The following is a 12,490-nucleotide window of genomic DNA, read 5'->3' on the forward strand; positions in this document are numbered from 1 at the left end:
CATAGCCGTCAAGCTAGGAGTTTTAGCCATGTCTTCCTCGATCCGTTCAGGCTGAGGAAGCGCTTTAGCGCTGTCTCGAAGCCTTCCTGGTTTGACGTTGAGGCTTCGAGACGGCGTAAACGCCACTCAGCCCGAACGGTATGTTTTTTGATCTAACGACCTTGTGAGGCTGTTAAGAAGTAGTGTACCGAATCTTTAAGATGCAGAAGATTAAATATAAAGGTATAATGCTCCCTCTTTAAGTCATGATCCGTAATTCCATGGTGACAAATACGCTACTCTTTCAAACCACTAAGTCCAAACAAATATGGGGACAATTGTATGGTAGCAGCCTGGCGCTTGCCTTAGCCGAATATTGCCAGCAAACACCCGGTGTGAAACTGCTTATTGCTCGGGATAATCTCAGCGCAAGTCAACTCCAGGATGAATTACAATTTTTCCTCAATGAGCAAAATACTCATCAGGAATTATTATTTTTCCCCGACTGGGAAACCTTGCCTTATGATCAGTTCTCGCCACACCAGGATATTATTTCGGAACGACTTCATACGCTAAGCCGTGTGCAGCAAGTCACCAATGCGATAATAATTACCTCAGCAAGCACCTTAATGCATAAACTTTGTCCCCCTGAATTTTTAAATCAATATGCATTGATGCTTAGAGAGGGTCAAAAATTAGAGTTAAATTCCTTTAGAACTCAGCTGCAACAATCCGGATATCATTGTGTCAATAAAGTTCTGGAACATGGCGAATTTGCCCTACGCGGATCGATTATTGATGTTTACCCCATGGGGAGTGGCTTGCCCTTTCGTATCGAACTGTTTGATGATGAAATCGAAAGCCTGAGAGAATTTGATACCGAAACACAGCGCACTATAGAAAAAATATCGGAAATTAACGTTTTGCCAGCTCGAGAGTTCCCTTTGAATGAGCAAAGTCAGACTCTTTTTAGAAAAGCATTTAGAGAGCTCTTTCCAGGAAACCCGAGCCAATGCCCTATTTATGAAGCCATTACCAACGGTCAATTTCCTTCGGGCATAGAATATTTTCTTCCTCTTTTTTTTGAAAAAACGGTCACTTTTTTTGATTATTTACCCCAAAATGCTAAAATTTGTCTCATAGAAGATATTCAGGAAAATGCAGAGCAGTTCTGGCAGGAGTTAACCGAACGATATGAGCAAAGGCGTTATGACATCACTCGGCCTATACTCGCACCAGCTGCATGTTTTATTAATCCAACCGAATTATTAACACAAGCCAACACCTACGAACAATTGCGATTGTTTCATAAACCTTCCGAAAGAAAAGGGGCTCTCAATTTTGATATTGCCATAGCACCGCAATTACCTATAGATAGAAAAACACCTGAGCCATTGAGTCTTTTACGAGAGTATTGCGCTAATACTGCTCGTCGATATTTAATTATTGTTGAAAGTGCTGGCCGCCGTGAAGTCTTACTGGATTTATTAAAACTGAGTGGACTTGCTCCTAAAGTACAACCTTGCTGGCAAGATTTTATCAATGATAATGTACCGCTCAATATAACAACTGGACCACTAATTTATGGTTGTGAGTTGAGCAATAAAAATATTGTTTTAATTGTTGAATCACAATTATTTGGCGAACAGAGCACTCCTCAACGTCGCAGTTCTCAGAAGGCTGTTGATCCGGACCTTATTATTCGTGATATGGCCGAGTTACGATTAGGGGCGCCAGTAGTTCACCTTCAGTTTGGTGTTGGACGCTATCAAGGTCTGCAATACATCACCACTAATGGTATGTCCAGTGAGTTTTTAGTACTGTCCTATTCAGGCGATGATAAAATATACGTACCAGTCACCTCACTTCATTTAATCAGCCGCTACACTGGAGTTGACAGTGAACACGCCCCCTTGCACAAGCTCGGCTCTGAACAATGGCAAAAAGAGAAGAAAAAAGCAGCTGAAAAAATCCATGATGTTGCTATTGAATTACTGGATCTTTATGCCAAAAGAGAAGCGCAACCAGGGCATCAATATGATTTCAATCAAGCTGAATACATAAAGTTTGCCAGTGGTTTCCCTTTTACAGAAACCAGCGATCAGTTGAATGCAATAGACCAAATCATTAATGACATGCAATCCTCGAGGCCTATGGATCGATTAATTTGTGGTGATGTAGGTTTTGGAAAAACAGAAGTCGCAATGCGCGCTGCGTTTGTGGCGGTTCAGAATGGAAAACAAGTGTGTGTGCTGGTTCCTACAACGCTATTGGCCGGACAACATTTTGAATCATTCCGAGATCGTTTCGCCGACTTCCCAATAAATATAGAATTATTATCTCGTTTTCGCAGTAGTAAGGAATCCCAAGGAGTCCTGGCAGGCTTGTCCTCCGGTCAGGTAGATATAGTAATTGGTACTCATAAATTATTTCAAAGTAATATCGCTTTTAAAAATCTGGGATTATTAATTATTGATGAAGAACATCGTTTTGGAGTAAAACAAAAAGAACACATGAAATCTCTAAGAACCCATGTTGATATTTTATCCATGACGGCCACCCCCATCCCCAGAACTTTGAATATGGCAATGGCAGGAATTAGAGATATCTCATTAATTGCCACCCCCCCTGCCAAGCGATTAGCCATCAAAACTTTTTGGCAGGAAAAAAAGGATATTGTAGTTAGAGAGGCATTACTGCGTGAAATTTTAAGAGGTGGACAGGTGTTTTTCCTCCATAATAATGTCCAAACAATTGATAGAGTGTGTCAGGATCTGCAATCCCTTGTTCCTGAAGCGAAAATTCGTAGTGCACATGGACAAATGCGCGAGCGAGAATTGGAGCGAGTGATGTCTGACTTTTATCATCACCGTTTTAATGTGTTGGTCTGCACGACCATTATTGAGACCGGAATCGATATCCCTACCGCCAATACAATTATTATTGATCGAGCTGATAAATTTGGCTTAGCCCAGCTTCATCAGCTACGAGGTCGGGTCGGGCGTTCACATCATCAGGCTTATGCTTATTTACTAACTCCTGATGAGAAACTATTAACCCCCGATGCCGTCAAGCGCCTGGAAGCTATAGTCTCACTGGAGGATTTAGGCGCTGGGTTTACCTTGGCAACTCATGATCTGGAAATTCGTGGTGCTGGCGAATTGTTAGGTGAAGATCAAAGTGGCAATATGCACGCTATTGGTTTTAATTTATTTATGGAGATGCTCGATAGAGCCGTAGATGATTTAAAAGCAGGAAGAACACCTGAATTATCAACGCCCATGCATCAGGGACCTGAAATAGACTTGCGTATCAGTGCGATTATCCCGGAAGATTATATAGGTGACATTCATAATCGCTTGATCATGTATAAGAGAATTTCCAATGCTAAAACCACACAACAATTACATGATTTACAAATTGAATTAATTGATCGCTTTGGATTGTTACCTCAGCCTGTAAAACATTTGTTGCTCATTACTGAATTAAAATTAAAAGCAGATAAATTAGGTATTCAAAAAATTAGTGCAGCCCTGGAAAAGGGCAAATTAGATTTTAATGAAAAACCCTCGATTAACCCTGGAGTATTAATTAATCTAATTCAGGTTCATGCTAAACGTTATCAGATGGAAGGACCGCAACGCTTACGCTTTAGTTTAGATAGCACTACCCCTGAAGAGCGTATATTTGAGATAAGCTCCTTGCTCACAAGGTTAGCCTCTTGACTGCAAAATTAAAATCTTATTTTTCCCAATAAATACGCTGCGATTGATCTAATGCAGATCCAATTACATCAGCATAATATTCCTCTACAACGCGCCGCTTCACTTTAAGGGTTGGGGTTAACAAATCATTAGCTGGGGTCCACTCCCCTTTTGCAATGATTACATGACCTATTCGTTCGTATTTTACTAAGCCAGTGTTAACATGATGCCAAAGTTCTTCCAGGACTTTATTGATCTCTTCTTTCTTATTTCGAATCAAAACCCCTTCTTTTAGTGTGATTAATAAAACATTAGTAGGAAGGCCACGGCCTACTAAACATAATTGATCGATCATTTCATTTTGAAATTGCCGCTCTATAGGTGATGGAGCCACAAATTCGCCACTTTGGTTTTTGAAATTTTCTGAGGTTCTCCCCACAATTTTAACTCGATTCTGTGCATCAATCTCTACCAGATCACCTGTTCTCAACCATCCTTCAGAAGTAAACGCCTTCTTAGTTGATTCTTTATCTTTATAATATCCAGACATTAAACAAGGGGACTTAAGCAACAACTCTCCCTCCTCTCCGGGTTTAATCTCAACCCCTAGCCTTGGAGTACCCACAAAACCGGGCTTTCTTTCACCTAACAGGGATAAAGTTGCATAGGCTAAATTTTCCGTTTGACCATATCCCTCTTGAATATTTACACCTATTTTTTCAAAAAAATCCAAAATAGGGACAGGTAAAGGAGAAGCACCAGAAAATGAATTAGTACATGCAGTTAAACCCAGTCCATGAGTAATTTTATTCTTAATTAAACCGGAGATAAAGGGGGTTTTTAATAAAAAATTTAGTAATGACGGAGATAATTTTTCTCCAATTTTTTGCTGGAAAACACCCCATATGCGAGGAACGGCTGTAAAAAAATTGGGTTGAATTGTTTGTAAATTTTTAGAAAACTGAGCCAGACTCTCTACAAAAGAAACATCACAGTTTATAGAGACACTAGCTAATTCAATTGCAGATCGCTCGTAAATATGGGCCAGCGGAAGGTAAGAAATTAATTTATAGTGGTCTAATTTTCTGACTCTCAGCAAATCTTCTGGGAACAGATTCAGATAGTTTGTTATAGCCTGATTCGTAAACATCGCCCCTTTTGGCAAACCCGATGTTCCTGAGGTATAAATAATGGTATAGATATCCTCCGGCTTTGGTTCTTCTAATTCTACAAGCGGTTGAATTTCCAGTACATCTGACCAACTGTGATTTACCTCCAGGTCTTTATGATAATCAAAACCAATAGTCATATATTGTTCTGGAATATAACTGCGAACCAGTTGATGATCATCCAATTTACCTATAAAGACTGCTTCAATATCAGCATGCTCCAAAATGTAGTGAATACTTTTCTCATGTTGATTGCTAAAAAGAGGCACACTAACCATACCCGCCAGATAAATACCAAAATCTGTGATAAACCACTCCGCACAATTTTTAGAAATAATAGCAACATGACTGCCTTTTTTTAGCCCTAACTGTTGCAAAAAAGCAGCTACTTTACGTGCTTGCAGCATCGTCTTAGCCCAGGTAAATTCATGCCAGACGCACTCTCTTGGTTGTCTTAAATACACCCGGGTAGCAATTTCCTTTTCATTTTTTAAAAGTAATTGGCTTAGTGAACCTAAATTAGTATCTTTTGACATATTTCATCCTTTTCTAGAATAATCCCTGGAAAACCTGCCATTATATTTATTTTAGACCAACTGGTTGTAAAGTATCAATTTTTTTCATCATAAGTTATCTTGTTCGTTTAGATAATAATAATGTATATTTGTTTTTTCTTTTTAAATAAGTTAACAGAGTTTAATCATGCTAAATACTACATCTGCTTTATTAGTAAACCTAAACATGAAACACGATCATATCAAAGACTCTCCCATACTTAATATTCCCATGTTCCTGTTTAAAGAAACGCAATACGCTGATTTGCTCCTTATTCTGTGGCTCTATGAGCAAAAATGGATTGATGATTCTAAAATTCCGGAACCAGGGGTAGTTATGGGAGAAGTTTCACACAAACATGTAACTGTATTTTGTTCTGAAATAAAAAAAGAAGCATATCAGGCTATAGCAAGGCTCAATGATGTTAATTCCGAAAGCAGAAAATCATTCACTATCACCAGTAAACCAAATATATGGGTAAATCCCACTCAGGTAACTCACTATATTAGTAATAACCCTGTTTTTAAGTTAGTGACTGAGTTAATGACTGATAGTTCCGAATGTGCTAATGAACTAATTTTTTTCTTAAGTTGGATTGAACATATTTCTGCTTTAGATAAAACCAAGGTGGTAAGCGACTGGGAATGTCTCAAAAAAACAGGAAATTACAAATTTAATATGCTCAAATTGGTTTTGGCTTTGACTCAAACAGAGCCTTTTAAAAGCCATCCCAATCCTCCAAGTTTAGTTTATAAATTCCTCGGAGAAATAGGTAAGCGCCAAAGCAACCCCATCTACACAGGACAAGTGAATTAACTCAAACTCCTTTAAATTACAAACAAAGGAGACATGAGTATGAGTTCAAATCGACAGGCCTATTGGTCAGAGCAAAACAGCCTCTGGGAATCAAGTGGATTAGCGCAACCAAAATTTTGTGAACAACAAGGTCTGGTATATAAGCAATTTGTTTATTGGCGCGGAAGACTTAATAAAAAGATCTCCGGGAACGCTGAGCCGAAGCTGTTGAAGGTATCAACGACCCCAGCACGTGAACTATCCCAAGTTAAAGCTGCGCCGACATCCTGTCTGGAAGTTATCCTACCTACGGGTATTAAATTGCACATTAAAACTGAAGCAGACATCAGCAAAGCCAGTGCGCTTATCCAGCTATTAGGCGATGCACGATGATATCATTTGACCAGCAGCAGATTTATTTATACAGCCAGCCCATAGATATGCGCAAATCAATTAACGGCTTGAGTTATATTATTAGTGACCTATCGAGCCATATAGTACAAGATGGTTCACTGACTCTATTCTATAATCGGGCTCGTGATAAAGTGAAGTTGCTGTACTGGGACAAGAATGGCTTTGTCCTGATTTATAAACGTCTGGAAAAAGGCCGGTTTAAAATCATAAAATATGATGAAAATATGGATGTTGCAACACTTGATAACAAGCAATTAAGTTGGTTATTGGCAGGCCTTGATTATGACCTGATGGCTCAGAATAAAGCCCTTGATTACAGTGGTTTTTATTAATGAAACGTGTTGGTTTTATTGGGTCAAATGATGGTTTGGCCACTGGTTTTTTGGTATAATAAGCCCATGAAAAAGACCAATTACATCACTCAAAAAGACTCCAAAACCATGGAACAAATGGTGGCTGATTTACAGCTGAAATTGGTCGAGTCCGAGAAAAAACACCAAGAACATATTCAATCAAAAGACATTATTATTTCTGCGCTGCACCATCAGCTCTTTGTATTAAAAAACGCTAAATTTGGCCGAAAAAGCGAGAAGCTTGAAGAAGACAAACAGCTGGATTTAGGCTTTGATGAAGCAGAACTGTTGAGCTCACAAGATGTTACATCTGAAGAAGTTATTGAAACCAAAACCATTACGATTAAAAAGAAAAAACCTGGCCGCAAGCCACTCCCCTCAAACATGCCTTATATCGAGCACATTCATGACATCAATGATGCAGACAAACACTGTGCTTGCGGTTGTGCCTTAACACACATTGGCAATGAAACCAGTGAGCAACTTGATGTATTGCCTCAAGTCACTTATCGCGTGATTCACATCAGAAGAAAATACGCCTGCAAGTCATGCGAAGATACTATTAAAACAGCCAAGCCACCTAAACAACCTTTTCCAAAGAGCATTGCCACGGCAGGTCTTGTGGCAGCGGTCATTGATGCTAAGTTCAACCGTCATTTACCTCTATATCGCCAAGAGGATATGTTTAAAAGCATGGGCGCTGAGATTAGTCGTACTAATTTGGGTAACTGGGTGGTAAAAGCTGCCGAGCTGCTCAAGCCCATCGTTGATAAAATGGTGACACAAATACAAAGCTATGATGTAGCCTATGCTGATGAAACCGTACTTCAAGTCCTTAATGAACAAGGCAAGTTATCAACCAGCACCTCCTACATGTGGCTTTTTGGTGGGGGTCCACCAGATAAGCGCTGTTTTGTTTATCAATATCATTCGAGTCGCCAAGATGCGATTGCCAAGCAGTTCTTTGATTCGTTTGAAGGCTATCTTCATGCCGATTGCTACAGTGCTTATGTAAATCTTGATAAGTCGCGCATTAAGCATGTTGCTTGTATGGCGCATGCCAGACGTTACTTTGTTGATATTGTCAAAGCCACTAAAAACAAACCCGGTATTGCTAAATCAGCGGTTGAGTGGTTCGCGAAACTTTATGCTATTGAAAAGCGCTTAAAAGAAGACAAGGCAACAAATGAGCAAGTTAAACAGGCACGAATGACTGAAGCCAAGCCGATTTTAAGTGAGTTCAAGCAGTGGTTGTTAACACAACAAAAAACCACCTTGCCAAAGTCGCCACTCGGAAAAGCACTTTTTTATTCAATAAAGCACTGGGATAGTCTCACGCAATACATTAATGATGGTCGGCTTGAAATAGATAATAATCGTTCTGAACGCGCCATCAAACCCTTTGTGATCGGGCGGAAAAATTGGTTGTTTAATACATCAACTAAAGGTGCTGATGCTTCGAGTATTCTCTTTTCTCTAGTGCAAACATGCAAAGAGCATAGCGTGGATGTCTTTGCTTACTTTAAATTCGCGCTTGAGAGTGTCGCCAAATGTAATAATGAGCATGATATTCAACTCTTATTGCCCTACAACGTCAACCCAGAGTTACTCAAGGATCAAAGAATCATTCCTGTTTTACAGTATGAAGACAAGTAGGTCTTTGGTTTGGCGCTTACAGAAATAGAGGCACAACTGACTCTAGCTGACGAACGGAGTTTGATTCCTGAAATATTAAGATATTATCAGGAAATATTAACTTATTTAGCTAAAAAATATCCGCCAACGTTGGAGGTCTTGTTAATGCAGCAGGGGATTAGAACCCCTGATACGTTGAGTATTGAATTAACCTTATTGCTTAGGATGGATCTAGATCTTATTCCTGGTTTAACAGAAGAACAGGTGCCCGAACTTATCTATTATACCTCTCTGTTTCTATTTAACCACGCAAACGCAGATCGTTCTGTGCTGTTTTTTACCTATTCTGGTACAGAGATCCCGGCTGTACTCAATACTTTGGCACAGAAATATCGGGCATCAATACAAAAAGATACCCTGTCCCCCGAACAAAGCATGAAAGCAACTGATGTAACTTTTAGTGCTGTTCTGAATACTCAATTAAAAGAAGCCAACCTTGATCTTCATCCATTACTTCTGTCCTTGATCTGTTTTGAAAATTGTGAGCCACTCAGAAATTTATTTATTATGATTTGGGAACAACAAGGTTTTAAGGTTTCAGGTAATAAAACAACTCCCCTGAAACCCTCTCCTAATAAATTCCTCCTGGGCGAATCTTATTATAGAGGTCCTAGCCTTCTACCTTTTAAAATCAGTAAGCATGACTTAATTCTATTAGAAAAATTAATCGTTTTATCACAAGAGGTTCTTTCTTCTAAAGCTTCCAAAACTTCTTCACCAGATCAGTTATTAACAGTGCGAAAATTACTAGCCGCTCAACGCCAAGGGACTCCCTTTTTTACTCCTGGTCCTGAAATAACAGCGAATCGAGTAGAATTTGATGCACTTAAAAAGCAAATTGAAGATCCCGTATTACGTAAATCACTGTTTATTTACACCATGGCCGAATTTTTTCCTGTTAAACAAATTAACTTCTCTGCCATTACCTCGTTTTTTATCGAACATAACAGCGCTCTGACCAATCCAAGCCTACCGACTTTTCAACAGCTTCAACAGCTTTTTGAAGTAATTAACAAAGCTGATGCCCTGGAGACGGTTACTTTAGAATTGGAAAAAACAGGGTTATTTATTAAGTTAAACTCATTTAATACTCTGGGTTCTCAAATAGAGGGACTCAATAAATCAATCAATAAAATCAACACTATTATGGAATCATTCACCCAAACACCTGGAAACGAAGAGTTTGAGTTAAGAATGCGGTGGTTTGAAACCCAAAAACGAATCCACACTCAATGGAAAGAAAAGGCCTCAACGCAACTGGAAGCTTGGGAAAATATACATAATAGTTTTATGCCTTGAATAGTAATTTGGCCTGCTTAACGCTGTCAGAGAAAGCATTCCAACTGTCAGCGCAAACAGAGTTAGAGTAGACCAGAAATTAACTTGTTCCTCCAACCGTTAATGCATCAATTTTCAAAGTAGGCTGCCCAACACCAACTGGAACTGATTGACCGTCTTTACCACACACACCAATCCCTCTATCCAAGGCCAAATCATTGCCTATCATGCTGATTTTTTTCATTACGTCAGGTCCATTGCCAATTAAAGTGGCTCCTTTAACGGGCTTGGTCACCTTACCGTTTTCAATTAAGTAAGCCTCACTTGCTGAAAACACAAATTGACCTGAAGTGATATCAACTTGTCCCCCACCAAAATTAACGGCATACAAGCCATGCTTAACCGAACGAATAATCTCTTCCGGATCATGCTGCCCTGCCAACATATAAGTATTGGTCATTCGTGGCATGGGTACATGGGCATAGGACTCACGACGACAATTACCTGTAGATTGCATGCCCATTAATTTAGCATTTAATTTATCCTGCATGTAGTTAACTAACACTCCGTTGTCAATTAAAGTAGTACACTGAGAAGGAGTTCCTTCATCATCAATGGTCAGAGATCCACGTCTATCAATCAGGGTTCCATCATCCACTACAGTGACTCCTGGAGCTGCAACTGGCTGGCCTAGCCGTCCAGAAAATGCTGACAAGCCTTTACGATTAAAATCGCCCTCCAGACCATGTCCTACCGCTTCATGCAGTAAAACCCCCGGCCAGCCTGGGCCCAAAACCACAGGCATGGTTCCGGCGGGAGCGGGTTGGGCATCCAGATTAATCAGCGCCTCTCGCACTGCTTCCCGAGCGTAATTCAGGGCATTTTCTTTTTGGGTAAAATAAGAATAGGCCACTCGACCTCCCCCACCAGAACGGGCGGATTCTCGTTTCCCGTTTTTGTCTTCAACAATGACACTTACATTAATGCTAACCAAGGGTCTGACGTCAGCCATCATCTGTCCATTCATCGTAGCGACCATTACCACTTCATAGCAACCACTTAAAGAAGCATTCACCTGAGTCACGCGCGGATCGATTCGCCGGGCTTCTTTGTCAATAGCCTCAAGTAAAGCAATTTTTTCCTGTTTGCTCATACCTTCAATGGGGTTTATACCTTCATAACGGCTAACCGGAGCACAGTTGACCTGAATAGCCTGCACCATTTTACCGCCAGAAAGAGCTATAGAACGAGCAGCATCGGCGGCTCGAAGCATGGATGGTAATAAAATATCATCACAATAGGCAAAACCTGTTTTATCACCACTTACTGCACGAATCCCTACTCCCTTATCAAGAGAAAAGCTGCCACTTTTCACTTCGGAGTCTTCCAGATACCAGGATTCATAACTACAACTTTGAAAATATAGATCGGCATCATCTATGTTTCGACTGGCCATTGTTTTAAACAACTGTTCTATTCCCGTTTCATCCAGGGATGCGGGAGACAGTAAAAGTTTTTTTGCTATTGTCAGAGCTTGTGTCATTTGATCACCTTTTAATAAACTTTCTAAAGCAGGACATGATGATCGACACAGGGAAAGTGTCGTCTTAATTGTTGCAAACGTTGCAAATCAATATCCGCAGTAATTAATCCAGCTCCTGTTTCCGCTTCTTTTTGGATAACAACTTTGCCCCAAGGTTCTATTACCATGCTATGGCCATAAGTCTGTCGCCCATTTTCATGGTGACCACCTTGATTTGGAGCCAATACGTAACATAGATTTTCTATTGCTCTTGCTCTAAGCAAAATGTCCCAATGAGCAAGGCCGGTTACTGCTGTAAAAGCCGATGGTACGGTAAATATCTGTGCGCCTTTTAATAATAATTGCTGATATAGCTCAGGAAAACGTAAATCATAACAAACGGTTAATCCGATAATACCTAATGGAGTATCAACAACGACAAGCTCATTCCCTCGCTCGACTGATACCGATTCCTGGTGCGCTTCCTGTTCTGAAACACGCACATCAAATAAGTGAATTTTATCGTAGCGTGCAACGCTTAAACCCTTATCATCATAAACAATACAGCTGGATCTGACTTTTGAGCCCATACCTTTTAAAGGTATTGTTCCTGCTATAACCCATAAACCAAGTTTTTTCGCTAACTGACTTATTTTATTTTGTATAGCACCCTGTTCATAATATTCAGCTACCTGTAATTTATCCGTTTCCTTGACGCCCATAAATGCAAAGTTCTCAGGAAGTACCGCAAGCACTGCCTGTTCTTCTTTGGCTAAAGTCAAATAATGTTCCGCTTGTTGTAAATTATCTGCAACTTTAGCTGAAGATACCATTTGGATAAGCCCAACTCGTGCCATAAAACATCCTTAGTAAATTTAAACTTATCTATTCATCTTACTCTATTCTATTCATCTTACTCTATTGAAGCAAAGAACCCCAAAACAAAATTGACAGAAAAGACATTTCACATTAATAATAACGCGTCTATTATTCTTCAAATGAAGATTAATTAGAAAATTTCAAGTC

General features: G+C 39.8%; 9 protein-coding genes. 6 read left to right on the forward strand and 3 right to left on the reverse strand.

Annotated elements, in window-relative coordinates; genetic code table 11:
• Positions 1-260 precede the first annotated feature (260 nt).
• Entirely contained in the window at positions 261-3,704 is a 3,444-nt protein-coding gene (gene mfd / locus HRS36_RS12295) for a transcription-repair coupling factor (protein WP_173237526.1), read from the forward strand.
• A gap of 16 nt (positions 3,705-3,720) precedes the next feature.
• Here mfd and HRS36_RS12300 read toward each other — a convergent pair whose 3' ends face one another.
• On the reverse strand, positions 3,721-5,388 hold the full coding sequence (locus HRS36_RS12300) for an AMP-binding protein (protein ID WP_173237527.1): 1,668 nt from the start codon (positions 5,386-5,388) through the stop codon (positions 3,721-3,723).
• Positions 5,389-5,554: 166 nt separating this feature from the next.
• Between HRS36_RS12300 and HRS36_RS12305 the strand changes: the two genes are divergently transcribed.
• From HRS36_RS12305 to HRS36_RS12325, 5 genes are read left to right on the forward strand one after another with little or no spacing between them, the layout of a single operon-like run.
• Positions 5,555-6,223 carry a hypothetical protein gene (locus HRS36_RS12305; RefSeq protein ID WP_173237528.1) on the forward strand — a complete coding sequence of 223 codons (669 nt, stop codon included), beginning with the start codon at positions 5,555-5,557 and terminating at the stop codon, positions 6,221-6,223.
• Positions 6,224-6,262: 39 nt separating this feature from the next.
• Entirely contained in the window at positions 6,263-6,595 is a 333-nt protein-coding gene (gene tnpA / locus HRS36_RS12310; RefSeq protein WP_173236269.1) for an IS66 family insertion sequence element accessory protein TnpA, read from the forward strand.
• Positions 6,592-6,948, forward strand: a complete 357-nt coding sequence (gene tnpB, locus HRS36_RS12315; RefSeq protein WP_173236292.1) for an IS66 family insertion sequence element accessory protein TnpB — start codon at positions 6,592-6,594, stop codon at positions 6,946-6,948. The genes tnpA and tnpB overlap by 4 nt, the downstream gene beginning before the upstream one ends.
• 27 nt (positions 6,949-6,975) lie before the next feature.
• Positions 6,976-8,625 (forward strand): IS66 family transposase, encoded by a 1,650-nt coding sequence (tnpC, locus tag HRS36_RS12320; protein WP_226905466.1) that lies wholly within the window; start codon positions 6,976-6,978, stop codon positions 8,623-8,625.
• Positions 8,626-8,634: 9 nt separating this feature from the next.
• Entirely contained in the window at positions 8,635-9,963 is a 1,329-nt protein-coding gene (locus HRS36_RS12325) for a hypothetical protein (protein WP_226905467.1), read from the forward strand.
• Positions 9,964-10,042: 79 nt separating this feature from the next.
• Here HRS36_RS12325 and tldD read toward each other — a convergent pair whose 3' ends face one another.
• Both tldD and HRS36_RS12335 read right to left on the reverse strand, forming a co-directional pair.
• Positions 10,043-11,485 carry a metalloprotease TldD gene (gene tldD / locus HRS36_RS12330; RefSeq protein ID WP_173237530.1) on the reverse strand — a complete coding sequence of 481 codons (1,443 nt, stop codon included), beginning with the start codon at positions 11,483-11,485 and terminating at the stop codon, positions 10,043-10,045.
• A gap of 23 nt (positions 11,486-11,508) precedes the next feature.
• A complete protein-coding gene (locus HRS36_RS12335) occupies positions 11,509-12,321 on the reverse strand; it encodes a carbon-nitrogen hydrolase family protein (protein WP_173237531.1) in 813 nt (270 codons plus the stop codon).
• Between the last annotated feature and the right edge of the window lie 169 nt (positions 12,322-12,490).

The sequence above is a fragment of the Legionella antarctica genome, from assembly GCF_011764505.1.
GTDB classification, from domain to species: domain Bacteria; phylum Pseudomonadota; class Gammaproteobacteria; order Legionellales; family Legionellaceae; genus Legionella; species Legionella antarctica.

What these genes read in the sequence shown, in the direction of transcription:
- tnpB (WP_173236292.1), top strand. Translation starts at nt 6,592, where the DNA reads ATGATATCATTTGACCAGCAGCAGATTTATTTATACAGCCAGCCCATA.
- tnpC (WP_226905466.1), top strand. Translation starts at nt 6,976, where the DNA reads ATGATGGTTTGGCCACTGGTTTTTTGGTATAATAAGCCCATGAAAAAG.
- HRS36_RS12300 (WP_173237527.1), bottom strand. Translation starts at nt 5,388, where the DNA reads ATGTCAAAAGATACTAATTTAGGTTCACTAAGCCAATTACTTTTAAAA.
- HRS36_RS12305 (WP_173237528.1), top strand. Translation starts at nt 5,555, where the DNA reads ATGCTAAATACTACATCTGCTTTATTAGTAAACCTAAACATGAAACAC.
- mfd (WP_173237526.1), top strand. Translation starts at nt 261, where the DNA reads ATGGTGACAAATACGCTACTCTTTCAAACCACTAAGTCCAAACAAATA.
- tldD (WP_173237530.1), bottom strand. Translation starts at nt 11,485, where the DNA reads ATGACACAAGCTCTGACAATAGCAAAAAAACTTTTACTGTCTCCCGCA.
- HRS36_RS12335 (WP_173237531.1), bottom strand. Translation starts at nt 12,321, where the DNA reads ATGGCACGAGTTGGGCTTATCCAAATGGTATCTTCAGCTAAAGTTGCA.
- tnpA (WP_173236269.1), top strand. Translation starts at nt 6,263, where the DNA reads ATGAGTTCAAATCGACAGGCCTATTGGTCAGAGCAAAACAGCCTCTGG.